We start from the raw sequence: 23,345 nt of genomic DNA on the forward strand, positions 1-23,345 counted from the left end.
GGGAAAAAAGAATGGCTGAAAAGCCTAATAAAACATCAAATGAACTTTTTCGAGGTGCACTGATTTTGAGCGCAGCTGCGATTATCGTAAAAGTATTGAGTGCGGCCTATCGCATACCTTATCAGAACATTGCAGGTGACATCGGGTTTTATATCTATCAACAGGTCTACCCCTTTTACGGTGTTGCTTTTACATTATCAACACTCGGCTTTCCGGTAGTCATATCCAAACTTATTGCTGAGCGGGAGTCTTCCAAAAATAACTTTGCTGTCAAGGACATTTTAATGACATCATTCATCGTTTTAAGTTCGATAGGAGTCATGATGTTTGCTGCACTGTTCCTTGGCGCTGATTGGATTGCAGGATGGATGAAGGATCCGCATTTAGCCGGTCTGCTGAGAATCGTTGCCTATTCTTATCTATTAATGCCGATTTCATCTGTTTTAAGAGGCTATTTTCAAGGAATAAACGACATGTTACCGACAGCAAGTTCGCAGGTCGCTGAACAATGCATCCGTGTGTTGACGATACTGGTTCTTTCCACAATATTCGTGTATCAGGACTACTCTGAATATGTTGTCGGCAAGGGGGCGGTCCTCGGTTCGATAACAGGCGGCATAACTGGCCTGGTACTGCTTATTGCTTTCATTATTTTAAGAGAAGAATGGAAGCTCTTTTTACAAATGAGAATCAAACCGGTAAATTTCATCAAAATCTCAAAAGTCCTGATTTTCCAAGGGTTGGCCTTTTGCATAACTGGCTTGATCCTTATCTTGTTTCAGTTTGTCGATTCACTGCACCTATATTCCCTTCTAAGGGAAACGGGGATGGGGGAAAAGGAAGCCAAAGAATGGAAAGGGGTATATGACCGGGGACAGCCTTTGCTTCAGCTAGGCACAGTCGTGGCTAATTCTTTTGCATTGGCGCTTGTACCTGTAATATCCGGATTCGTTCAGAGGAAAAGTGAACATGAATTATTGAATAAAATCAAATTGGCGCTTCGTGTAAGCGCGACGATAGGACTCGCAGCTGCGATCGGGCTGGTGGTGACGATGAAGCCTGTCAATCATATGCTGTTCACGGATGTTAAAGGGACCATTACTTTAGCAATTTTCTCTTTATCGATTTTATTCACATCCATCATAATGGCAGAAGCGGCAGTGATTCAAAGCTTAGGCTATTCGTTCATACCGGTGATCATTACGCTTGTGGGGGTAGTCAGCAAGTGGGCTTTGAACCTTGTCCTGGTGCCCCATTATAAAATCGCGGGAGCAGCCTCGGCAACAGTGCTTGCGTTTATGATCATGACTGTATTATTTTATGTGGTATTGAGAGTACATATTAAAAAGACATTAATTGAAAAGAAGCACGTGTTAATAATCTTGAAGAGTACTGTTTACATGGGTACGGCCGTTGTTTTATTCAATGGCTTATTCGAATTGATGGCCCAAAGCGAGAGCCGGTTGTTAGCTACGATCCAAGCTTTGACCGGTGTAGGGATCGGTGCAGCCGTTTTTGTGATGACTGCCATTCGTGCAGGCTTATTTGGTGAAGAAGAACTTGCACTTATACCTGCAGGTTCAAAGCTTAAACGATTTATAATAACGAATAGGAGTATACGAAATCATGAATGAGATTACGATAATAGGCCTCGGTGCAGGGGATTTAGATCAGCTTCCACTAGGAATTTATAAAAAATTGCTACAAACAGAACAATGCTTTGTCAGAACGATTGATCATCCGGTAATCGGGGATTTGAAAAGGGAAGGAATCAATTTCACGGCGTTTGACGGGATATATGAAAAGCACGACCAATTTGAAGCGGTATATGAAGAAATTGCCGGAACATTATTACAAGAGGCTTCAAACCGTTCCGTTCTATATGCAGTTCCGGGGCATCCTATGGTAGCGGAAAAAACGGTTCAGCTTTTGCTCGAAAAGGGTCCGGCTCTTGGAATAGCCATTAAGCTGGAAGGCGGGCAAAGTTTCCTTGATCCCTTGTTTCAGGCTGTTAAAATCGATCCGATTGAAGGGTTCCAACTATTGGATGGAACAGATCTTTCACCAGATGATTTGCACATTACCCAGCATATGATAATCGGACAGGTGTATGACGCATTCAGTGCGTCCAATGTGAAGCTGACTTTAATGGAAAAGCTACCGGATGACTACGAGGTATATATCGTTACAGCGGCAGGAAGCAGTCAGGAAAAAGTGACAAAATGCGCTCTGTTCGAACTCGACCGTCAGATGGAGTTAAGTAACTTGACGAGTGTTTATGTCCCGCCTGTTAGTGAAGAAGCTTTACGATACAGGGAGTTTTCTAAGCTGCGTCAGGTCATCGCAGAACTTAGAGGTCCTGACGGATGTCCTTGGGATAAGAAACAAACTCATGAAAGCTTGAAGAAATATCTAATAGAAGAGGCATATGAGCTGATTGATTCCATCGATGAAGAGGACGATGAGGGCATGGTTGGTGAACTTGGGGATGTACTGCTTCAAGTGATGCTTCATTCACAAATCGGTGAAGATGAGGGCATGTTCACGATAGACGATGTGATTGAAGGCATTACGGCGAAAATGATTCGACGTCACCCTCATGTATTCGGAGATGTTGAAGTGAACGGCGAGGAAGATGTATTAGTGAACTGGCAGAAAATCAAAGAGAATGAAAAAGGGAGCGAAACAAAAGCTCTGCAATCCATACTGGATGGGATTGAGAAATCGCTGCCAAACTTACTTCGGGCCGAAGAGTACCAAAAAAGGGCTGCAAAGGTTGGATTTGATTGGGATGAGGTTTCCGAAGCCTGGAAAAAGGTCAGGGAAGAAGTACAGGAATTGGAAGCGGAAATATTAAGCCCGAACAGGGATGTCGAAAGAATAAAATCAGAGCTGGGCGACCTCTTTTTTGCGCTTGTCAACATTTCACGTTATTATGACATACAAGCGGAAGAAGCCGTCTACAAAGCAAACCAGAAATTCCACCGGCGTTTTACATATATAGAAGAGTGCATTCAAAGGGCAGACAAAAAGTTTGAGGATTATACATTGGAAGAACTGGATTCATATTGGGATGAAGCAAAAGCTAAAGGACTTTAATTAAGGGAGAGATTTTAATGTCGATGAGATTGGATAAATTCCTAAAAGTTTCGAGGTTGATCAAGCGCCGCACACTTGCGAAAGAGGTTGCGGATAAAGGGAGAATCACGATTAACGGACAACAGGCCAAAGCAAGTTCGAATGTGAAAGATGGCGATGAATTGACTGTACGATTCGGTCAAAAGCTCGTTACGGTACGTGTCGATAAAATTCAAGAAACGACGAAAAAAGAAGCGGCTGCAGATATGTATACCATCGTTAAGGAAGAAAAGCTAGCGGAGGAGTAAGGACAGGCTTGGTTCTAATTCCGCTCTCACGGACATACACTTGTACAAAATCAGTGGTACTGTGAGGGATGAAAAAATGAGCCAATATAATGATCCGAATGCTGGTTACACAAAGGGAACAACCCAAGAGCATGATGTAACGATGAAAGGCCGCCGTTTACTTGATATTACCGGTGTCAAACAAGTTGAAAGTTTTGATAATGAGGAGTTTCTGCTCGAAACTGTAATGGGATTCTTATCTATCCGGGGCCAAAACTTGCAAATGAAGAATTTAGACGTTGATAAAGGCATCGTCTCCATTAAGGGAAAGATTTTCGACCTTGTTTATTTAGATGAGCAATCAGGGGAGAAAGCTAAAGGCTTCTTTGGCAAATTGTTCAAATGACCTTAACGATTCAATTTTATACGTTGCTTGCGATGATAGGCATGGGCAGTGGCTTTGGAGCTGCCCTGGATACGTATAGCCGGTTCCTGAAACGTTCAGAAAGGAAAAGGTGGATTGTATTCATCCATGACTTCCTTTTCTGGATCATTCAGGGTCTCCTTATTTTTTATGTTTTGTTTTTAGTGAATGAGGGAGAGTTTCGCCTTTATTTATTTTTGGCCTTATTATGCGGTTTTTCAGCTTATCAAGCACTTTTCAAAGGTTTCTATCAACGTTTTTTAGAGTTTTTGATAATACTTGTGATAAAGTTGGCGAGATTTATAACGAATTCGGTTCACATGCTGATATTTGTTCCGATAAAATGGGTAATAGTATCTGTAATAGCCATCATATTCGGGATAGGTAAGTTCGTTTTAGCATTATTAAAATGGGCGGGGAAAATACTTCTCTTTATTTTGAATATTTTCTGGAGGCCATTAAAATGGATTCTGATCTATTTATGGAATTTATTGCCGGTTTTTGTTACGAAAAACGTCGGGAAGTTTTATAATAAAGGAAAAGGGATTTTATTGAAAATAAAGAATTCTATATTTAGAACGCTAAATAGATGGAGAAATAAAAAGAAATGAGGAGCGATAAAAAATGAGTAGCCTGCGTAAAAGGAAAGTGGCAAAAATAGAAAATCCCTACGTCGCTCAACAAGAGAAAAAAGTACAAACCGTAGAAAAAAAGAAGCGTGGTCTAATGCGTAGATTAACTCTTTACTCAGTTTTCGCCGCTGTCTTTTTGATTTTTGCCGTTTCCACCCTCATAACGCAAAATGTTGCACTGGATGAGAAAGTACAACAGAAGGAAGAATTGAAGGGAAAGTTAGCTGAATTGAAAAAAGACGAGACCCTTCTTAAAGAAGAAATCGTAAAGCTTAATGACGACGACTATATAGCGAAAATAGCCAGACGGGATTATTTCTTATCTGAAAAAGGCGAAATCATATTTACCCTTCCAAAAGGGAAGGAAGATAGTGACTAATATTGACACTGTTTTTTTACTTTCGTTATAATATAGAGTGAAGAGATTTTTTAACATTTCTAAGGAGGAACATTTTTTTTATGTCAATCGAAGTAGGCAGCAAGTTACAAGGTAAAGTAACAGGCATAACTAATTTTGGTGCATTTGTAGAGCTACCTCAAGGTTCAACCGGTCTTGTCCATATCAGTGAAGTGGCTGATAACTACGTCAAGGATATCAATGATCATTTAAAAGTGGGCGATACAGTTGAGGTGAAAGTCATCAATGTTAAAGATGGCAAGATTGGCTTGTCCATAAAAAAAGCGATAGACCGTCCTGAAGCTGAGCAAAAACCTGCATACACACCACGTCCGCGCCAAGGAAGAGGGAATGACAGCCGTTCCAAAGACTTCCGCTCGAAAGGTAATGGTTTCCAACCGAAGGAAAACTTTGAGCAAAAAATGGCTAAATTCTTAAAAGATAGCGAAGACCGCTTAACGACCCTTAAACGTAGCACCGAAACGAAACGGGGAGGTCGAGGAGGAAGACGCGGATAAAACTGCTGCTGAAAATAATAGTTTAGCAACTTTTCCTGTGAAATTATTCATAGTGTAGATAAAGGCAAGCTTGCCGGCTTGTCTTCTTTTAATTATCAACAACATAAAAAAAGCGCCTCTGTACACTTAATGAGATAAGTGTGCAGAGGCGCTTTTGTATTTGATGACCCGTACGGGATTCGAACCCGTGTTACCGCCGTGAAAGGGCGGTGTCTTAACCGCTTGACCAACGGGCCATTATTTTCAAGAAAAAAGATAGCGGCAGAGGGGATCGAACCCCCGACCTCACGGGTATGAACCGTACGCTCTAGCCAGCTGAGCTACGCCGCCATAATGGAAAGTGCTACTGAAGCACAAGTTATATCTTACATTCGTGAAGAATAAATGTCAACAAAAAAAATAAAGTTTGTCGGTTTCCATTTCTCGATTATTTATTCGTGTTATTTTCCGCAAAAATAACCTAAAAACTTTGCTTTTCTTCAAAAAAAAAAAGAACACCCGTTTCTGTATTGGAAAAAAAGGCACAAAAACCTGTATACAAATGATTGTTCTAGAAGAATTTCGTCGAACGTTTTTCTTATCTGCTTATAAAATTCTGACAAAAAAATAAACAAGCCCTCTATATAATAAAAATCACTAATACGAATGGGGTGTTGAAATGGAAAAAGTAGAAAGACCTATGATGGAACCTCTTGGTGATGTTCAGTTAAAAGAAGCGAAGGCAGGGGCCATCAATTGGATCCAACAACTGCATATGAAGTCGGAAGACATATTCATAAAAAAAGGTATCTCTTTAGCAATTATTGGTTTTTTATTAGGACGGGCATTAATTCTTTCGCAGCTGGCACCATTTGGACTTCCGTTTTTCGCAGCCGTGTTTCTCATGAGACGTGACAGGGCACCACTTGCTTTATTCGGATTGATTGCAGGTGGGCTGACCGTTCACTACTCTAATAGTTTAGTCATCTTTGCATCGGCGTTCCTGCTCCTGTTATTTCATAAGATCAAGAAGCCCGCCGTGGAAGGACAATTCAAGACGATGTCGATGTACGTCTTCGCTTCACTATTCCTGGTCAACCTGGCAGAGCAATATCTGGTATTCCGAACGATTCAGCTGTACGACTTAATGATGATAGGAGTAGAGGCGGGACTCGCAATGATATTAACTTTAATCTTCATACAGTCCATCCCGCTGCTGACCATTCGGACAAAGTCCCAATCATTAAAGACGGAGGAAATCGTCAGCATCATCATCCTGCTGGCCTCGGTGATGACCGGAACCATCGGCTGGATGATATACGATCTATCACTCGACCATATATTCTCGCGATACTTGGTCCTCCTCTTCGGGCTGGCGGGAGGGGCCGCCATAGGCTCCACTGTAGGTGTAGTTACTGGATTGATATTCAGCCTGGCAAGTATTGCTAGTCTCTATCAAATGAGTCTTCTCGCTTTTTCCGGGCTTCTGGGCGGTTTGTTGAAGGAGGGAAGGAAGATAGGGGTTGCTAGCGGCCTCATGATTGCTACATTACTGATAGGTTTATATGGTGAGGGCACCAGCAATATTATGGTGACACTCTATGAATCAATTATAGCTGTGGCCCTATTTATATTGACACCGTCATCCATAATCAACAAAATAGCGAAACATATACCGGGAACAGTCGAGAATTCTGATGAACAGCAGCAGTATGCCCGAAAAGTGAGAGATGTCACCGCTCAAAGGGTGGAGCAATTCTCACATGTATTTGAGGCGCTCTCCAATAGCTTTTCCCAAGTGGATGAAAGAGGGAGATTGGAGGAAGATGAGAAAGAATTCGACTACTTCTTAAGTAATGTAACGGAAAAGACGTGCCAGCTTTGTTTTAAAAAGGAACAGTGCTGGTCCAAGAACTTTAATACAACCTATGACGGCATGCAGGAAATTATGCTTCAATTAAGTGAAAATAATGGTCAGCTCCCCCAAAAGACTTCGAAGGAATGGGGGAAATATTGTAGCCGCGGGCCTCAGGTCATTGGGGCGATATCACAGGAGCTTACTTATTTTGAAGCAAACCAAAAATTAAAAAGGCAGGTGAAGGAAAGCCGGAAGCTAGTTGCGGATCAACTGCGGGGCGTTTCGGCAGTAATGGATGATTTTGCGAAAGAAATTCAAAGGGAAAGGAAGAATCATCATGTACATGAAGAATCCATTTTGGAAGCCATCCAGGATTTTGGCCTGCACATAGGGTATGTAGAAATATACAGTCTAGAACAAGGGAATGTTGATATAGAGATGAGTGTCCCATACTGCCAGGGCAGAGGGGAATGTGAAAAATTGATTGCACCTATGCTTTCTGACATTTTAGGGGAAACGATAGTCGTTCATTCAGAAGAGTGTGCAACGTATCCAAACGGGCAATGTGAGGTGATATTTAGGTCAGCAAAAAAATTCACGGTCGAAACGGGTGTGGCTCATGCTGCCAAGGGGGGAGGGCTTGTATCAGGAGATAGTCATACGACCATGGAAATTGGCTGCGGCAAATTCGCAATAGCCATTAGTGATGGGATGGGAAATGGGGAAAGGGCCCATTTTGAAAGTACAGAGACATTGAAGCTGCTTCAAAAATTTTTACAATCGGGAATTGAAGAAAAAATAGCCATTAAATCCGTAAACTCCGTATTATCTCTACGCACTACCGATGAAATATTTTCGACTCTTGATTTGGCAATGATTGATCTTCAGGACGCAAAGGCTAAGTTTTTAAAAATCTGTTCGATACCGAGTTTCATTAAAAGGGGGGATAGGATAATAAAAATTGAATCAAGTAATCTCCCTATGGGAATCATCCAGGATTTCGATGTTGATGTTGTATCAGAAGAGCTCAAGGCAGGGGACATACTAATCATGATGAGCGATGGAGTGTTCGATGGACCCTCACATGTTGAAAATATCGAGTTCTGGCTTAAACGGAAAATCAAGGAAATGGAAACAGACGATCCGCAGGAAATCTCTGATTTAATATTGGAAGAGGTCATCCGAACAAAAGGGATCATAGATGATGACATGACAGTGGTAACATCGAAAATCAAGCATAACACACCGAAATGGGCATCCATTCCCGTTTCTCCAAAACGCAAAAAGGCCCAGTAGGCCGTTTATATATATAAAATAAATAAAACCAAAAATGAGGTGGTGAAATGGAAGAAGGTTAAAAGGTAAAGAGACTTTTCAATCACTCCGCTCCATGATGTGACTTGATGCGATGTCTTAGCGTATAAATTCCCCCTTTTTAGTCAATTATGGTAACAAATTGATAGGAAGGGAGAGCAAAACATGAAAGCAGGAACATTAAAACAGATTTTGCTTATAACCGACGGATGCTCAAATCATGGTGAGGAGCCGTCTGCCATGGCTGAATTAGCAAGGAAGCAAGGCATAACCATCAATGTCATAGGTGTCATGGAAAATGATGTGATAGAGGAAAAGGGTCTTAAGGAGATCGAGAAGATTGCTGGTTCAGGAGGTGGCGTAAGTCAAATAGTCTATGCCCAGCAGTTGTCCCAAACCGTCCAAATGGTGACACAAAAGGCAATGACTCAAACTATACAGGGAGTTATCAATCGCGAACTTCAACAAATACTTGGAGATTCAAAAACGATGGAGGATCTTCCGCCGGATAAACGAGGAGAAGTGATGGAGGTGGTCGATGAGCTTGGGGAAACGAGCAAGCTCGAAGTACTGATTCTTGTTGATACCAGTGCAAGCATGAAACACAAACTGCCTACAGTAAAAGATTCCTTATTAGATCTTTCCCTTAGCATGAATGCAAGAATGGGTGACAGCCGTTTTTCCGTATTCGTATTTCCTGGGAAAAGAAATGATGTTGAAAAGTTGCTGGATTGGACCCCGAACCTTGAAGCCCTGACGGCAACTTTTCCTAAGCTTAGTACAGGGGGACTCACTCCGACAGGTCCAGCCATTCGTGAAGCTTTAACATATTTCAATAAAAAACGTTCATTGAGGGGATTGTTATCACATGATGATGAACAATACTTTGAGGAATCAATGTAAACTCCTGCCTGGCAGTTTGGTCACTGGAAAATGGAATAAAAACCAGTACAAAATAATTAAGGAATTGGGGTGTGGAGCGAACGGGATCGTCTATTTGGTTGAAAGCAAAAATCGTCATTATGCTTTAAAGCTCAGTGATAATGGGACGTCCATTATTTCGGAGATGAATATCCTAAAATCCTTTTCAAAGGTCCAGGGGTCTACCCTTGGACCTTCCTTTTTGGAAGCGGATGATTTCATGAAAACAGGAAAGCAGCTCCCTTTTTATGTCATGGAATATATCCACGGACACGATTTTTTGCGTTTCATCGATAAGAAAGGGTCATCATGGATTGGAGTCTTAATGCTTCAGCTTTTAACCAGCTTGTCTGCCTTGCATACCAATGGCTGGGTGTTCGGCGATTTAAAACCTGAGAATTTGATCGTGACTTCACCAGCCTATAAGGTGAGGTGCGTGGATGTAGGCGGAACTACCTTAATTGGGCGATCTGTTAAAGAATTCACCGAGTTCTTTGACAGGGGTTACTGGGGACTCGGATCAAGAAGGGCAGATCCGCAATATGACTTGTTCGCTGTGGCAATGATTATAATCAACTCGGCCTATCCTGGACGTTTCCACAAGCAAGGGGAGGGGTATAGACAGCTTAACGACTTGATTAAGCAGAAAAAGGAATTGCACCCATATAGAAAGATGTTGGATAAAGCACTTCACGGGCAGTATGATTCTGCCCTCCAAATGCGGGAGGATTTGGTCACGGTGCTAAGTAAGCAAAATCACTCGAAGAAAAAGGGTACGACCCAGGCAGCTACCGGCCAGTCACAAACAATTCAACCTGCAACGAGACAAGCAAGAAGGTCCCAAAACCATTCAAAAAAGAAAAGTGGCGGTTTTTTTGAAACTTTTTTGCTGGTTGCCATCATATCGATGCTCTATGTTCTTTACATATATGAACAGTTGTTATGATATAGTTATTAGGTGAATGCCATGGAATAAATGAAACAATTTCATGATTGAATCGTATAAAACTAATGCCTGTTCATAAAGAAGGAAGATTGTATGTTAAAGGAAAAAGTTCTGAGCACCATTTATAGAAACGAATTGATTAAGGAAAACTCGAAGTTGCTAATAGGCGTTTCCGGAGGACCGGATTCATTGGTGCTTCTCCATATCCTTAAGGAAATTCAATCTCTTTTTCATTACGAGATGATCGTTGCAAGTGTTGACCATATGTTTCGTGGTGAAGAATCCTATGAGGATTATAAATATGTCGAGCATATATGTGAACGGTGGGGCATTACATTTGAGGGAAAAAGGATCGATGTTCCTGCCCGGATGAAACAGACGGGGGAAAGTTCACAAATAACGTCAAGAAAGCTGCGTTTTGCTTTTTATGAAGAAATGATGGATAAGCATCAAGCCTCCACTCTTGTCCTGGGGCATCATGGAGATGATCAAATCGAAACGATGCTCATGCGTTTAACAAGAGGGGCGACAGGGAAGGCAAGGGCAGGTATTCCTATAAAGAGACGTTTCCATTCCGGAAATCTGATCAGGCCCTTTCTTGAAATCACGAAAAGCCAAATAATCGAATATGCGGGCCTTCATGATATCGAACCAAGGTTTGATCCGAGCAATGAAACGGGTGTCTATGCAAGAAATCGTTTTAGACATGAAGTCCTTCCGTTTTTAAAGAAAGAAAACGGCAAGGTTCATGAGCATTTTCAACGATTCAGTGAAGAGCTTTATGAAGATGAAGAGTTTTTTTTGAACTTGGTTTCAAGCAAAATGTCCGATGTTTGGATCACACAGGATAAAGATCAAGCGGTTATTCAGATTGATCAGGTTCTCGCGATGCCTAAACCTTTACAAAGAAGGGCGATTCAACTAATATTAAACTATCTTTATTTGGAGAGACCTTCATCGCTTTCGGCATTACATATTGACCAACTTTTAGTTTTGTTTTTGAATCCTCAACCATCTGCAGAATTGCATCTTCCGGAGGGCCTTATTGCGGAAAAATCATATCAAACTTGCACGTTTAGGTTTTTCCGGCAAAAAAGCCATAAATATTCCTTTAAATTACAAATTCCCGGTGAGACTATTCTTCCGAATGGATATAAGATTAAAGCGCACTATATAAAAGAAGAAATTCCGGTGCTTAGAGGAAATCATTCTTTTATACTTCCCGAATCAGCTGTTCAGCTTCCTCTTACAGTCCGAACCAGGAATGAAGGCGAACGGATGGCCGTCAAGGGATTAGGTGGAACTAAAAAGTTAAAGGATATTTTTATTAATGAAAAGATCCCGATGCTAGAAAGAAATGTGTGGCCGGTCATCATCGATCAAACTGGAACGGTCATTTGGCTGCCTGGTTTAAAGAAATCGAACGTTGAGCCGGATATAATTTCTGATGAAAAATCTTTAATCTACTTAGAATATAAAAAAGCTTAATTCTTCATGGGGGGCAATTAATTACAATGACCATGCAAAACGACATTGAAAAGGTTTTAATAACAGAGGAAGAACTTCAAAAGAAAATCAGGGAATTGGGTGCGCAGCTTGAAGCTGATTACCAAGGTAAGTTCCCGTTGGCCATCGGAGTGCTGAAAGGCGCCATGCCATTTATGTCAGATTTACTGAAACGCGTTGATACACATCTTGAAATGGACTTTATGGATGTTTCAAGCTATGGTAACTCCACTGTATCTTCCGGTGAAGTGAAAATCATCAAGGATCTTGATACATCAGTTGAGGGCCGGGATATTTTAATCATCGAAGATATTATCGACAGCGGTTTGACTCTTAGCTATCTTGCGGAACTTTTCCGTTACCGAAAAGCAAAATCAATTAAAATCGTTACCTTATTGGATAAACCAACAGGCAGGAAAGCGGATATCACTCCGGACTATGCCGGGTTCATCGTACCGGATGCATTTGTTGTCGGATATGGTCTTGATTTTGCGGAAAAGTATCGTAATCTCCCGTATATTGGCATATTGAAGCCTGAAATTTACTCGAATTAATCGTACCTGTTTGAAAGAGAAGACCAGATAAAAACAGCGGTGTTAAATTATTGTAATTCATTAATTTTGTATGATAGTATTTACTATAGTTTGTTTACCCGTGGGAGGAGGTAAGGGATGAATCGGATCTTCCGTAATACCATATTTTATTTACTGATCTTTTTGGTCATCATTGGGATTGTAAGTATTTTTAATAATAACAATGAACCAAACGTAAAATTGACCCAAGATGAATTCTATAAGCATTTGGAGAGTGGGGACGTTACATCACTTACGATGCAGCCCGAAAGCAGTGTATTTGAAATCACAGGAAAGCTCAAAGGTTATGAGGAAAACAAATTCTTTGTGACGTACGTGCCTTTCAGTGAGTATTCGCAAAGCCGGATCAATGACGCTGTAACCAAGCTGGGAAAAGACATCATCAATGTCGAACCTCCAGAAAAGACAAGTGGCTGGGTGACATTTTTCACTTCCATCATTCCATTTGTAATCATTTTTATCCTCTTCTTCTTTTTACTTAACCAAGCTCAAGGCGGCGGTGGTGGCCGCGTCATGAACTTCGGGAAAAGTAAGGCGAAATTGTATAATGATGATAAGAAAAAAGTACGCTTCAATGATGTTGCCGGAGCGGACGAAGAAAAGCAGGAACTTGTCGAGGTCGTTGAATTCTTGAAAGACCCTCGCAAATATGCCGAGCTTGGTGCCCGGATTCCTAAAGGGGTACTTTTAGTTGGGCCTCCTGGTACAGGTAAAACTTTACTTGCACGAGCAGTAGCTGGTGAAGCCGGAACTCCTTTCTTCTCAATCAGTGGTTCTGATTTTGTTGAGATGTTTGTGGGTGTCGGTGCATCCCGTGTTCGTGATTTGTTTGAAAATGCTAAGAAGAATGCACCATGTATCATCTTTATCGATGAAATTGATGCAGTCGGACGTCAACGTGGAGCAGGTCTTGGTGGCGGTCACGATGAACGTGAACAGACATTGAACCAACTCCTCGTGGAGATGGATGGTTTCGGTGGTAATGAAGGAATCATAATCATTGCTGCGACTAACCGTGCTGATGTATTGGATCCGGCATTATTGCGTCCAGGACGTTTTGACCGTCAAATAACGGTAGGCCGCCCTGATGTCAAGGGCCGTGAAGAAGTGCTGAAAGTGCATGCGCGCAATAAACCTTTAGCAGAAACAGTCGATTTGAAAGCGATCGCTCAGCGTACTCCAGGATTTTCTGGTGCCGATCTTGAAAACTTACTGAATGAAGCGGCTCTTGTAGCTGCCCGTCAAGATAAGAAGAAGATCGACATGTCCGATTTGGATGAAGCTTCGGATCGTGTTATCGCTGGACCTGCCAAGAAAAACCGTGTCATTTCCAAAAAGGAAAGAAATATCGTAGCGTGGCATGAAGCAGGCCATACCATTATTGGATTGGTTCTGGATGATGCCGAAGTCGTTCATAAAGTTACGATTGTCCCTCGTGGTCAAGCTGGCGGTTATGCAGTTATGCTGCCGAAAGAAGATCGTTTCTTCATGACGGAACCTGAGCTTAAAGATAAAATCGTAGGACTATTGGGTGGCCGTGTAGCCGAAGAAGTTACATTCGGAGAAGTGAGTACCGGTGCGCATAACGACTTCCAGCGTGCAACGGGCATAGCTCGGAGCATGGTTATGGAATATGGCATGAGTAAGCTTGGGCCGCTTCAATTCGGTAACTCTCAAGGTCAGGTCTTCCTAGGCCGCGATTTCAACAATGATCAAAACTATTCAGATGCAATAGCATATGAAATCGATCTTGAAATTCAACGTATCATCAAGGAAGCATACGAAAGATGTAAGAAGATCCTTACTGAAAATCGTGAAAAACTTGATTTGGTTGCAAAAACCCTGCTTGAAGTGGAAACACTTGATGCTGAACAAATCAAAAGTTTATTCCATAAAGGTAAATTGCCAGAACGTGATTATACGGCACTGAATGGGAACTTAACCACTGATGAGAATGTCAAGGTGAACATCAATAAGAAGAAGGAAGAAAAAGAGGCCCTATTAGATCCGTTGGATAAAAGAGGACCTGAGGACCTTGAAATAACGGAGGAAGGATTGAATACTCCTCCAATCAAAGAAGGTGCACCTCAAGATCAGCCGCTTTCCTTCCCGAACGAAGATGACAATAAAAAGTCTTAAGTGACTAAATTCAAAAGGGTATTTCCGCCTCGGAAATACCCTTTTCTTAACTCTTATGATAAAGTTTTTTGGTTACCATTCGAAAAGTGCGACTAATAGCGTGGGAAATAACAGTGTGTTATGATGTTGGAGAATAATTTACCGGAGTGATGAAACGATGATTTTTGTATTGGATGTTGGGAATACGAATACTGTATTAGGCGTATACGATGAAGATATTTTAAAATATCATTGGCGAATAGAGACTAACCGTCACAAGACAGAAGATGAGTATGGAATGGTCATAAAGTCTTTGCTTCAACATGAAGGTCTTTCGTTTGATCAATTTGATGGAATCATTATTTCTTCGGTAGTTCCGCCGATTATGTTTGCGCTTGAACGTATGTGCAAAAAATACTTTGGAATTAAACCGCTAATAGTTGGACCTGGAATAAAAACTGGATTGAATATTAAATACGAAAATCCCCGTGAGGTGGGAGCCGACCGAATCGTTAATGCGGTTGCAGGCATTCAGGAATATGGAAGCCCTCTCATTATCGTGGATTTTGGTACGGCAACGACATATTGCTACATAAATGAGGATAAACAATACATGGGCGGAGCCATTGCTCCGGGTATAAATATTTCTACTGAAGCACTTTATTCAAAAGCAGCCAAACTTCCAAGAATAGAAATCAGCCGACCGGAAGGGATTATTGGGAAAAATACGGTGTCCGCCATGCAGGCTGGCATTTTGTATGGATATGTTGGACAGGTAGAAGGAATCGTTAATCGAATTAAGGCGCAAAGTAATCTAGAACCAACGGTAATAGCGACAGGCGGACTGGCTACCTTAATTGCTAATGAGTCCACTGTGATTGACGTTGTGGAGCCATTTTTGACCTTGAAGGGGCTGCAGCTGATTTATAAACGTAATCGGGAGCAAGTGAAGAAGTAATACAAAGCTTGAAAGGAGCAAAATAAATGAAGGATTATCTAATAAAGGCGTTAGGCTATGAAGGACAGGTACGGGCATATGCTGTTTCAACAACAGACACCGTAGGAGAAGCGCAGCGACGCCATTATACATGGCCTACTGCTTCTGCTGCCCTAGGACGGGCTATGACGGCAGGCGTTATGATGGGCGGAATGTTAAAAGGTGAAGAAAAGCTGACGATTAAAATCGAGGGCGGTGGACCGATTGGTTCCATCCTGGTCGACAGCAATGCAAAAGGAGAAGTCCGCGGATATGTCACTCACCCGCAAACCCACTTTGATTTGAATGAGCAGGGAAAGCTGGATGTAAGGAGAGCGGTGGGTACCGATGGATTGCTGACTGTTGTCAAAGACATTGGTCTTCGTGATTATTTTTCGGGGCAAGTACCGCTTGTATCGGGAGAGTTAGGTGAAGATTTCACTTATTACTTTGTTACTTCCGAACAGGTGCCATCATCTGTGGGGGTTGGGGTTCTCGTGAATCCGGATAATTCAATCCTTGCAGCGGGTGGATTTATCATTCAGTTGATGCCGGGTACATCCGAAGATACGATTTCCAAAATCGAAAATCGACTAAGCACGATAACTCCTGTTTCCAAGATGATTCAAAGTGGCATGACTCCTGAAGAAATCCTAACCGAAATATTAGGTGAGGGCAATGTGAATATACTAGAAAAAATGGATGTCCAATTCTCCTGTCAATGTTCCAGGGAGAGAATTGCCACCGCATTGATTAGCCTAGGGCAAGCTGAGATCCGGGATATCATTGAGACAGACGGACAAGCGGAGGCGCATTGTCATTTTTGTAATCAGACCTACCAATTCTCGAAGGAAGAACTCGAGGAATTAGAGGCAGAAACAAAAAAATAATTTACGGGGGATAAGGGTTTGCCAAAACAAAAGCTTCGGGCGATTATTGCCGGCCTTGCCTTGTTGAACCTTTTGACTATCATTATCTTTGTCATAAAACCACTAATCATTTCAAAATCCGTCATTGGGGAAGAAACGGCCGCAAAGGTTGGGTCCAAGGATATTTCCCGGGAAGCATGGATTAATGAGCTCGAAAAAAGATATGGGGAAGATGTACTTGAGGATATGGTCGATAAAGAGGTAGTGAAACAGGCAGCTGAAAAATACAAAGTGAAGACTTCGGATGAAGAGCTTGATCGGGAACTTAAAATGATGAAAACGATGTATGGGACTGCCGGTCAGAACCTTAATAAAAGTAACGATCAACTGAGGCAGGAAATTCAGTCGAGTCTCCTTCTCGAGAAGCTCCTCACCAAGGACGTTTCGGTTTCCGAAACAGCAATGCGGAGTCATTATGATAATAATAAGGATATCTACAGAATCCCTACTGCTTTCCATGTTTCCCATATCACCACTTCTACAAAAAAGCAGGCAGACCAAGTCATACGTGAACTGGAGAAGGGTGTCTCCTTTGATGTATTGGCAATGGAGAAGTCCCTTGATGAATTCACTGCCAATCAAGGAGGCGACATGGGTTATATATCCCAGGATAACGAGCAAGTCTCCAAGGAATACATAACCGCTGCCGAGAAATTGAAGGTGAAGAAGTGGAGTGATGCAATCCAAACGGAGGATGGCTGGGCCGTTCTCTACCTGCATGAAAGAATAAAGGGCAAGCAGTATGAATATGAAGAAGTTAAAGACAAGATTCACCGCCAAATAGCTCTTGAACAGATTCAGACACCGGTCTCAGGGAAAATTTTCTGGGATGAATTTGATGTAGAATGGTTTTATGGATTGAAGGAAGAAAAGTAGGTCAATGGTTGTGTGAGAAAATTTAGAATATAGTATATAATCATTGACAATGAACTATTAAAACTGGTAACTTTAAAATTATAAAACCAATAAACATACTCGGTATTGAAATGATAAGGGAGTGGAGAAAATGGCACGTATAGCTAATTCTGTAATCGATTTAATTGGACAAACACCTATTGTTAAGTTAAACAAGCTTCAAAATGAAAACAGTGCAGATATTTATTTGAAACTTGAGTATTTTAACCCAGGCAGCAGTGTAAAAGACCGTATCGCCCTTGCGATGATCGAAGCGGCAGAAAAAAATGGTACTCTTAAGCCAGGTGATACGATCATTGAACCTACAAGCGGAAATACGGGAATAGGTTTGGCAATGGTAGCTGCGGCAAAGGGCTATAAATCAATTCTGGTTATGCCGGAGACGATGAGCTTGGAACGCCGTAACTTGCTTCGCGCATATGGGGCAGAATTAGTTCTTACTCCTGGACCTGAAGGAATGAAGGGTGCAATCGCAAAGGCGACTGAGCTTTCTAAAGAAAAAGGTTACTTCATTCCACAGCAATTCGAAAACGAAGCCAACCCTGAAGTACATCGGAACACTACAGGCCCTGAAATCGTTGAAGCCTTTGGAGATGAAGGCTTGGATGCATTCGTTGCCGGAATCGGTACTGGGGGAACCATAACAGGTGCCGGTGAAGTCCTGCGTGAAAAATTCCCTGACATTAAAATTTACGCTGTTGAACCTGCGGATTCTCCAGTATTATCGGGTGGGACTCCAGGACCTCATAAAATCCAAGGAATCGGAGCAGGCTTCATTCCAAGTATATTGAATACAGATCTCTATGACGAAATCATTCAAGTCAATACAGAGGAATCTTTTGATTATGCACGCCGCGCAGCAAAAGAGGAAGGAATCCTTGGCGGAATTTCTTCTGGAGGTGCAATCGCAGCTGCCATTAAAGTGGCTGACAAACTGGGAAAAGGCAAAAAGGTACTTGCCATCATACCGAGTAATGGTGAACGCTACTTAAGTACACCATTATATAACTTTGAGTAAGACAAGACACTAAAAATGAGAAGCGAAGTTCCTTTGGGGCTTTGCTTTTCTTTTTGAGCAAAGTATGCAGAAGTATCCCTGATTTTCATGGAGCTTGCACTATACCTATGTAAATGGGTAAACTCGTATATATAGATTTCTTTAGGTGAAGGAGAACGTTGGATGTCATTAGCAGGAGCATCAAAAATAAAATGCGGTTCATTTGATTTGGATTACAGCAAGAAAACCTTAATCATGGGGATTTTGAATGTTACGCCGGATTCCTTTTCGGATGGCGGAAAATATAATCGGATAGATGCTGCTTTGAAGCATGCTGAACGAATGGTCAACGATGGCGCGGATATATTGGATGTAGGTGGTGAGTCGACCCGTCCTAACTATGAGAGGATATCGGATGAAGAGGAAATAGAGAGAGTCGCCCCAATTATTGAAGCCATATCGCGTAATATTGAGATTCCGATATCGGTCGATACGTATAAATCAAGAGTTGCAGAAGAGGCGGTAAAGGCAGGAGCCCATATATTAAATGATATTTGGGGAGGTAAAGCCGATACCTTGATGTCAAGGGTTGCTGCGGAATATAAGGTGCCGATTATCTTGATGCATAACAGGGGTAATATGGAATATGGACATTTTGTCCGGGATGTACTTCAAGATTTATTCGAAAGCATCATGTTGGTGAAGGATGCAGGTGTCAAGGATGAAAACATCATTCTCGATCCAGGAATTGGCTTTGCGAAAGATTTAAAGTTAAATTTAGAAATGATGAGGAATCTTGATAAGCTGGTATCGTTAGGTTATCCAGTTCTGTTAGCCACATCAAGAAAGTCCATGATTGGCCATGTTCTGGACCTACCGCCTAGTGAGCGGATGGAAGGCACTGCCGCTACAATTTGCCATGGAATTCAACAAGGCTGTCAGATGGTTCGCGTACATGATGTGAAGGAAATGGCACGGACTGCAAAGATGATGGATGCTCTATTAGGAAAAGGTGAATGAAATGGATAAGATATATGTGAATAAGATGGAGTTTTACGGTTATCATGGAGTTTTTCCGGAGGAAACGAAGCTTGGTCAGCGGTTTAAAGTGGATTTAATCGTCCAGACTGATTTAGCCAAGGCAGGGAAGAGTGACAACCTTGAAGACTCAATCAACTATGGCGAGTTATATGAAGTGTGTAAAAGTGTTGTTGAGGGAGAACCTTTTAAGTTAGTGGAAGCTGTCGCTGAAAAAATCGCTTCTGAACTGCTTAATAAATATTCTTCCATCGAGACATGCACCGTCAAGGTTTATAAACCAGATCCTCCAATAGCAGGTCACTATGAGTCTGTTGCTATAGAGATTGTAAGGGGACGCTGATTGTGATAAATATTGCTTACCTTTCAATAGGGTCGAACTTAGGGGATCGCCTTGAAACATTCCGAAGAGCTTTCCAATTATTGTCTGATAATCCGCATATCAAGATGATGGCCTGCTCTTCTTTATATGAAACAGACCCGATAGGATATGAAGACCAGGACTGTTTTTTAAATGCTGTTCTTAAAGTGGAAACCGATTTAGAACCTGAAAACTTACTTCACGCTTGTATGAAAATCGAACAAGATTTAGGAAGAAAAAGGGAAATCAGGTGGGGTCCCCGTACTATAGACCTTGACATTTTGTTATATAATCAAGAAAATATTGAGACAGAGATTCTTTCAGTCCCGCACCCTCGTATGCACGAGAGGGCTTTTGTTATCGTGCCTTTAATGGAAGTGGACCCTGATATATCACTTCCGCAAATGGATGCACCTTTGAGCGACCTGCTTGAACAGATTTCGGATAAAGAAGGAGTTCGATTATGGAAGGTGAAAAATGGGGAAGGCGTATTCGCGCTTTTCGAAAGTTAAAGGGTTATACCCAGGAAGGGTTTGCGAGGGAAATAGGTGTTTCCGTTTCCTTGCTGGGAGAAGTTGAACGGGGGAACCGCAACCCTTCAGAGGCATTTTTACTGGAAGTGGCGGAAATTCTGCATGTTTCCATTGAGGAGCTTCAGCCACCTGACGATAAATGAAAGAATGTTATAGGAGGTCAACGTGTTAAAAATAGGCGATATAGAAATGAAGAATCCGGTAGTGCTGGCACCGATGGCGGGAGTCTGCAACTCGGCATTCCGCTTGACCGTCAAGGAATTTGGTGCTGGTCTTGTTTGTGCGGAGATGGTCAGTGATAAGGGAATCGTTTTACAAAATGCTAGAACGATGAATATGCTTTATATAGATGAAAGAGAAAAGCCTTTAAGCTTGCAAATCTTTGGCGGTGAAAAGAAATCTTTGGTCGAAGCTGCACAATTTGTAGATAAAAATACAAATGCTGATATCATTGATATCAACATGGGCTGCCCTGTTCCTAAAATCACTAAATGTGATGCGGGTGCGAAGTGGCTTCTCGATCCAAACAAAATTTATGAGATGGTTTCAGCCGTGGTTGATGCCGTTGATAAGCCGGTAACGGTGAAAATGCGCATAGGCTGGGATGATGAGCATGTTTTTGCGATTCAAAATGCTCAGGCTGTTGAACGCGCAGGCGGTAAAGCTGTTTCCATGCATGGCAGGACACGAGTTCAAATGTATGAAGGAAAAGCTAACTGGGACATCATCCGTGAAGTGAAGAGGTCGATCAATATTCCCCTTATCGGTAACGGTGATGTGGAAACTCCACAGGATGCGGAAAGAATGCTGAAGGAAACTGGTGTTGATGGAGTCATGATCGGCCGTGCAGCCCTAGGTAACCCATGGATGATCTACCGGACTGTAAAATATCTAGAAACCGGTCAACTGATGGATGAACCTTCAGTTCGTGAAAAGATGGACGTTTGCGTGCTTCATATGGATCGTCTGATTGCGTTGAAAAATGAAAATGTCGCTGTTCGTGAAATGCGTAAGCACGCTTCTTGGTATTTAAAGGGTGTTAAAGGGAATGCTCAAGCTCGCAAAGGAATTAATTATTGTGAAACAAGGGAAGATGTTGTAAAGCTTCTTTATGGACTTGTTGATGATATTGAAGCGAAGCAACAAAATATCCAAATGGTCTGATGTTTGACATTACCTTCCTATTTTCCTATAATACGCTTATCTTAACTGCCAGTAATCCTGGCAGTTTTTATATGTACATAAGCAATGTTTTAAGATAAAAAGCTGTTGAATTTCTTTACTTTATGTAAGAATAAATATGTATGCAAAAGAATTTCTGATTAATTATATAAGGCATTTATTAATAAAGATGGAGATGATTTTCGTGAGTCATGAAGAATTGAATGACCAACTGCAGGTAAGGCGCGATAAAATGCAGGCCATGATTGATAATGGACAAGACCCTTTCGGGAGCAGGTTCGAGCGCACACATAACACTCAGGAGATAATCAGTGCTTATGGTGAATTAGAAAAGGAAGATCTTGAAGAAAAAGAAATTGAAGTTACGATCGCTGGCCGTGTCATGACGAAGCGCGGAAAAGGGAAAGCGGGATTTGCCCATATCCAGGATATTAGCGGCCAAATCCAAATCTACGTCCGTTTGGATAACATAGGGGAAGATTCTTACCAAATTTTCAACCAAACAGATCTTGGTGATCTCGTAGGGATAACTGGCGTAATCTTCAAAACGAAAGTCGGGGAACTTTCCATTAAAGCTAAAGAGTATGTGTTCCTTGCTAAGGCGCTTCGCCCGTTACCTGATAAATTTCATGGCTTAAAGGACGTTGAAGAGCGTTATCGTAAACGTTATGTCGATTTAATTACAAATGAGGAAAGTAAAAATACGTTGATCATGCGCAGTCGTATTGTACAAGCTATGAGACGTTATTTGGACGATCATGGATACCTTGAAGTGGAGACGCCGCTATTGCACTCTGTTGCTGGTGGAGCTGCTGCACGTCCTTTCCTTACTCACCATAATGCTTTGGATATGCCTTTGAATTTAAGGATCGCCATTGAACTGCATCTAAAACGCTTAATTGTTGGCGGATTGGAGAAAGTTTATGAAATTGGCCGGGTTTTCAGAAATGAAGGAGTGTCCACAAGGCACAATCCTGAATTCACTTTGATCGAATTGTACGAAGCTTATGCGGATTACCAAGATATCATGAGTTTAACGGAAAACCTGATTGCCCATATAGCTCAAGAAGTTCTTGGGACGACTACCATCCAGTATGGGGAGTATGAGATAGAGTTAAAACCGGAATGGAAACGACTTCACATGGTTGACGCTGTAAAAGAATATACTGGTGTGGACTTCTGGACTGAAATGAGTAAAGAAGAAGCCCAGCAGCTTGCTAAAGAAAATGGGATTGAAGTTAAGGAATCCATGGAGTTCGGCCATATCGTAAATGAATTCTTTGAACAAAAGGTCGAAGATAAGTTAATTCAGCCTACATTCATCTATGGGCATCCAGTGGAAATCTCTCCTTTAGCAAAGAAAAATCCGGAAGATTCCCGTTTCACAGATCGTTTTGAGTTATTCATTGTAGGCAGGGAGCACGCAAATGCCTTCACTGAACTTAATGATCCTATTGATCAACGTCAACGCTTTGAAGCTCAATTGAAAGAACGAGAGCAAGGTAATGATGAAGCTCATGAAATGGATGAAGATTTCTTGGAGGCGTTAGAATACGGAATGCCGCCGACTGGCGGACTGGGAATTGGTGTTGACCGTTTGGTTATGCTATTGACCAATTCTCCTTCTATACGTGACGTCCTGTTATTCCCTTTAATGAGACATCGCTAATATAAGCAAAATGAGTTTTGATTGCAGGGCCGGATTCGGATGGCTGGGATCAAGGGCGTAGCTCTTGATCCTGGTAAGTCCAATTCGGTTTTTGTTTTTTAATTATAATTTCATGCCTTTCAATAGAGTGGATTCTAGGGTTTAAAAGAAAAACAACATTATCTCAAAAAAACT

At 41.8% G+C, this 23,345-nt stretch carries 23 protein-coding genes and 2 tRNA genes; 23 read left to right on the forward strand and 2 right to left on the reverse strand.

Annotated elements, in window-relative coordinates:
• Positions 1-11 precede the first annotated feature (11 nt).
• From OSJ91_RS00345 to OSJ91_RS00375, 7 genes are all read left to right on the forward strand, one after another.
• Positions 12-1,634, forward strand: a complete 1,623-nt coding sequence (locus tag OSJ91_RS00345) for a putative polysaccharide biosynthesis protein (protein ID WP_485890820.1) — start codon at positions 12-14, stop codon at positions 1,632-1,634.
• Positions 1,627-3,099: a bifunctional methyltransferase/pyrophosphohydrolase YabN gene (gene yabN, locus OSJ91_RS00350; protein WP_350300853.1), complete on the forward strand. Its 1,473-nt coding sequence runs from the start codon at positions 1,627-1,629 to the stop codon at positions 3,097-3,099. Before OSJ91_RS00345 ends, yabN begins: the two co-directional genes overlap by 8 nt.
• Before the next feature lie 23 nt (positions 3,100-3,122).
• Entirely contained in the window at positions 3,123-3,386 is a 264-nt protein-coding gene (locus OSJ91_RS00355; protein WP_034316386.1) for an RNA-binding S4 domain-containing protein, read from the forward strand.
• Between the two features lie 76 nt (positions 3,387-3,462).
• Positions 3,463-3,771, forward strand: coding sequence for a sporulation protein YabP (yabP, locus tag OSJ91_RS00360; protein WP_101225917.1), 309 nt, complete (start codon positions 3,463-3,465; stop codon positions 3,769-3,771).
• The gene (yabQ, locus tag OSJ91_RS00365; protein ID WP_350300854.1) at positions 3,768-4,400 is read left to right on the forward strand and encodes a spore cortex biosynthesis protein YabQ; all 633 of its coding nucleotides are present in this window, start codon (positions 3,768-3,770) and stop codon (positions 4,398-4,400) included. The genes yabP and yabQ overlap by 4 nt, the downstream gene beginning before the upstream one ends.
• A 13-nt stretch (positions 4,401-4,413) precedes the next feature.
• Positions 4,414-4,800 carry an FtsB family cell division protein gene (locus OSJ91_RS00370; protein ID WP_101225919.1) on the forward strand — a complete coding sequence of 129 codons (387 nt, stop codon included), beginning with the start codon at positions 4,414-4,416 and terminating at the stop codon, positions 4,798-4,800.
• An 80-nt stretch (positions 4,801-4,880) separates the two neighbouring features.
• Positions 4,881-5,336 (forward strand): S1 domain-containing RNA-binding protein, encoded by a 456-nt coding sequence (locus OSJ91_RS00375; RefSeq protein ID WP_101225920.1) that lies wholly within the window; start codon positions 4,881-4,883, stop codon positions 5,334-5,336.
• A 164-nt stretch (positions 5,337-5,500) separates the two neighbouring features.
• On the opposite strand, the gene OSJ91_RS00380 is transcribed toward OSJ91_RS00375, so the two are convergent.
• Together OSJ91_RS00380 and OSJ91_RS00385 are read right to left on the reverse strand one after the other, a co-directional pair.
• Positions 5,501-5,572: transfer RNA gene (locus OSJ91_RS00380), tRNA-Glu, on the reverse strand.
• A 20-nt stretch (positions 5,573-5,592) separates the two neighbouring features.
• A tRNA-Met gene (locus OSJ91_RS00385) sits at positions 5,593-5,666 on the reverse strand.
• Positions 5,667-5,994: 328 nt separating this feature from the next.
• On the opposite strand from OSJ91_RS00385, the gene spoIIE reads away from it, so the two are divergent.
• From spoIIE to lysS, 16 genes are all read left to right on the forward strand, one after another.
• Positions 5,995-8,469 carry a stage II sporulation protein E gene (gene spoIIE / locus OSJ91_RS00390; RefSeq protein WP_485890821.1) on the forward strand — a complete coding sequence of 825 codons (2,475 nt, stop codon included), beginning with the start codon at positions 5,995-5,997 and terminating at the stop codon, positions 8,467-8,469.
• 183 nt (positions 8,470-8,652) lie between these two features.
• Positions 8,653-9,390 carry a VWA domain-containing protein gene (locus OSJ91_RS00395; RefSeq protein WP_485890822.1) on the forward strand — a complete coding sequence of 246 codons (738 nt, stop codon included), beginning with the start codon at positions 8,653-8,655 and terminating at the stop codon, positions 9,388-9,390.
• On the forward strand, positions 9,356-10,354 hold the full coding sequence (locus OSJ91_RS00400; RefSeq protein ID WP_350300856.1) for a protein kinase domain-containing protein: 999 nt from the start codon (positions 9,356-9,358) through the stop codon (positions 10,352-10,354). The genes OSJ91_RS00395 and OSJ91_RS00400 overlap by 35 nt, the downstream gene beginning before the upstream one ends.
• A gap of 93 nt (positions 10,355-10,447) precedes the next feature.
• Entirely contained in the window at positions 10,448-11,842 is a 1,395-nt protein-coding gene (gene tilS / locus OSJ91_RS00405) for a tRNA lysidine(34) synthetase TilS (RefSeq protein WP_350300857.1), read from the forward strand.
• A 32-nt stretch (positions 11,843-11,874) separates the two neighbouring features.
• A complete protein-coding gene (hpt, locus tag OSJ91_RS00410) occupies positions 11,875-12,414 on the forward strand; it encodes a hypoxanthine phosphoribosyltransferase (protein ID WP_137018539.1) in 540 nt (179 codons plus the stop codon).
• A 117-nt stretch (positions 12,415-12,531) separates the two neighbouring features.
• Entirely contained in the window at positions 12,532-14,592 is a 2,061-nt protein-coding gene (gene ftsH / locus OSJ91_RS00415; protein ID WP_350300858.1) for an ATP-dependent zinc metalloprotease FtsH, read from the forward strand.
• 157 nt (positions 14,593-14,749) lie between these two features.
• A complete protein-coding gene (locus tag OSJ91_RS00420; RefSeq protein WP_063235928.1) occupies positions 14,750-15,529 on the forward strand; it encodes a type III pantothenate kinase in 780 nt (259 codons plus the stop codon).
• Positions 15,530-15,555: 26 nt separating this feature from the next.
• Complete coding sequence (gene hslO / locus OSJ91_RS00425; protein WP_214774341.1) at positions 15,556-16,437, forward strand: Hsp33 family molecular chaperone HslO; 882 nt, start codon at positions 15,556-15,558, stop codon at positions 16,435-16,437.
• A gap of 18 nt (positions 16,438-16,455) precedes the next feature.
• Positions 16,456-17,352 (forward strand): peptidyl-prolyl cis-trans isomerase, encoded by an 897-nt coding sequence (locus OSJ91_RS00430; RefSeq protein ID WP_350300860.1) that lies wholly within the window; start codon positions 16,456-16,458, stop codon positions 17,350-17,352.
• A gap of 130 nt (positions 17,353-17,482) precedes the next feature.
• On the forward strand, positions 17,483-18,409 hold the full coding sequence (gene cysK, locus OSJ91_RS00435; RefSeq protein WP_133353006.1) for a cysteine synthase A: 927 nt from the start codon (positions 17,483-17,485) through the stop codon (positions 18,407-18,409).
• A gap of 162 nt (positions 18,410-18,571) precedes the next feature.
• Complete coding sequence (gene folP / locus OSJ91_RS00440) at positions 18,572-19,408, forward strand: dihydropteroate synthase (RefSeq protein ID WP_350300861.1); 837 nt, start codon at positions 18,572-18,574, stop codon at positions 19,406-19,408.
• 1 nt (position 19,409) lies between these two features.
• Positions 19,410-19,769 carry a dihydroneopterin aldolase gene (gene folB, locus OSJ91_RS00445; RefSeq protein WP_133353008.1) on the forward strand — a complete coding sequence of 120 codons (360 nt, stop codon included), beginning with the start codon at positions 19,410-19,412 and terminating at the stop codon, positions 19,767-19,769.
• A gap of 2 nt (positions 19,770-19,771) precedes the next feature.
• Positions 19,772-20,299, forward strand: coding sequence for a 2-amino-4-hydroxy-6-hydroxymethyldihydropteridine diphosphokinase (gene folK / locus OSJ91_RS00450; RefSeq protein ID WP_485890823.1), 528 nt, complete (start codon positions 19,772-19,774; stop codon positions 20,297-20,299).
• On the forward strand, positions 20,251-20,463 hold the full coding sequence (locus OSJ91_RS00455) for a helix-turn-helix domain-containing protein (protein WP_101225931.1): 213 nt from the start codon (positions 20,251-20,253) through the stop codon (positions 20,461-20,463). The genes folK and OSJ91_RS00455 overlap by 49 nt, the downstream gene beginning before the upstream one ends.
• Before the next feature lie 22 nt (positions 20,464-20,485).
• Entirely contained in the window at positions 20,486-21,484 is a 999-nt protein-coding gene (dusB, locus tag OSJ91_RS00460) for a tRNA dihydrouridine synthase DusB (protein WP_350300863.1), read from the forward strand.
• A gap of 187 nt (positions 21,485-21,671) precedes the next feature.
• Positions 21,672-23,171, forward strand: a complete 1,500-nt coding sequence (gene lysS / locus OSJ91_RS00465) for a lysine--tRNA ligase (RefSeq protein ID WP_485891827.1) — start codon at positions 21,672-21,674, stop codon at positions 23,169-23,171.
• Positions 23,172-23,345 lie beyond the last annotated feature (174 nt).

It is taken from the genome of Bacillus sp. T-10(2022), from assembly GCF_056502895.1.

Excerpts from the sequence above, each read along its gene's own strand:
- OSJ91_RS00345 (WP_485890820.1), top strand. The coding sequence starts at position 12 with ATGGCTGAAAAGCCTAATAAAACATCAAATGAACTTTTTCGAGGTGCA.
- yabN (WP_350300853.1), top strand. The coding sequence starts at position 1,627 with ATGAATGAGATTACGATAATAGGCCTCGGTGCAGGGGATTTAGATCAG.
- OSJ91_RS00355 (WP_034316386.1), top strand. The coding sequence starts at position 3,123 with ATGAGATTGGATAAATTCCTAAAAGTTTCGAGGTTGATCAAGCGCCGC.
- yabP (WP_101225917.1), top strand. The coding sequence starts at position 3,463 with ATGAGCCAATATAATGATCCGAATGCTGGTTACACAAAGGGAACAACC.
- yabQ (WP_350300854.1), top strand. The coding sequence starts at position 3,768 with ATGACCTTAACGATTCAATTTTATACGTTGCTTGCGATGATAGGCATG.
- OSJ91_RS00370 (WP_101225919.1), top strand. The coding sequence starts at position 4,414 with ATGAGTAGCCTGCGTAAAAGGAAAGTGGCAAAAATAGAAAATCCCTAC.
- OSJ91_RS00375 (WP_101225920.1), top strand. The coding sequence starts at position 4,881 with ATGTCAATCGAAGTAGGCAGCAAGTTACAAGGTAAAGTAACAGGCATA.
- spoIIE (WP_485890821.1), top strand. The coding sequence starts at position 5,995 with ATGGAAAAAGTAGAAAGACCTATGATGGAACCTCTTGGTGATGTTCAG.
- OSJ91_RS00395 (WP_485890822.1), top strand. The coding sequence starts at position 8,653 with ATGAAAGCAGGAACATTAAAACAGATTTTGCTTATAACCGACGGATGC.
- OSJ91_RS00400 (WP_350300856.1), top strand. The coding sequence starts at position 9,356 with ATGATGATGAACAATACTTTGAGGAATCAATGTAAACTCCTGCCTGGC.
- tilS (WP_350300857.1), top strand. The coding sequence starts at position 10,448 with ATGTTAAAGGAAAAAGTTCTGAGCACCATTTATAGAAACGAATTGATT.
- hpt (WP_137018539.1), top strand. The coding sequence starts at position 11,875 with ATGCAAAACGACATTGAAAAGGTTTTAATAACAGAGGAAGAACTTCAA.
- ftsH (WP_350300858.1), top strand. The coding sequence starts at position 12,532 with ATGAATCGGATCTTCCGTAATACCATATTTTATTTACTGATCTTTTTG.
- OSJ91_RS00420 (WP_063235928.1), top strand. The coding sequence starts at position 14,750 with ATGATTTTTGTATTGGATGTTGGGAATACGAATACTGTATTAGGCGTA.
- hslO (WP_214774341.1), top strand. The coding sequence starts at position 15,556 with ATGAAGGATTATCTAATAAAGGCGTTAGGCTATGAAGGACAGGTACGG.
- cysK (WP_133353006.1), top strand. The coding sequence starts at position 17,483 with ATGGCACGTATAGCTAATTCTGTAATCGATTTAATTGGACAAACACCT.
- folP (WP_350300861.1), top strand. The coding sequence starts at position 18,572 with ATGTCATTAGCAGGAGCATCAAAAATAAAATGCGGTTCATTTGATTTG.
- folB (WP_133353008.1), top strand. The coding sequence starts at position 19,410 with ATGGATAAGATATATGTGAATAAGATGGAGTTTTACGGTTATCATGGA.
- OSJ91_RS00455 (WP_101225931.1), top strand. The coding sequence starts at position 20,251 with ATGGAAGGTGAAAAATGGGGAAGGCGTATTCGCGCTTTTCGAAAGTTA.
- lysS (WP_485891827.1), top strand. The coding sequence starts at position 21,672 with ATGGAGATGATTTTCGTGAGTCATGAAGAATTGAATGACCAACTGCAG.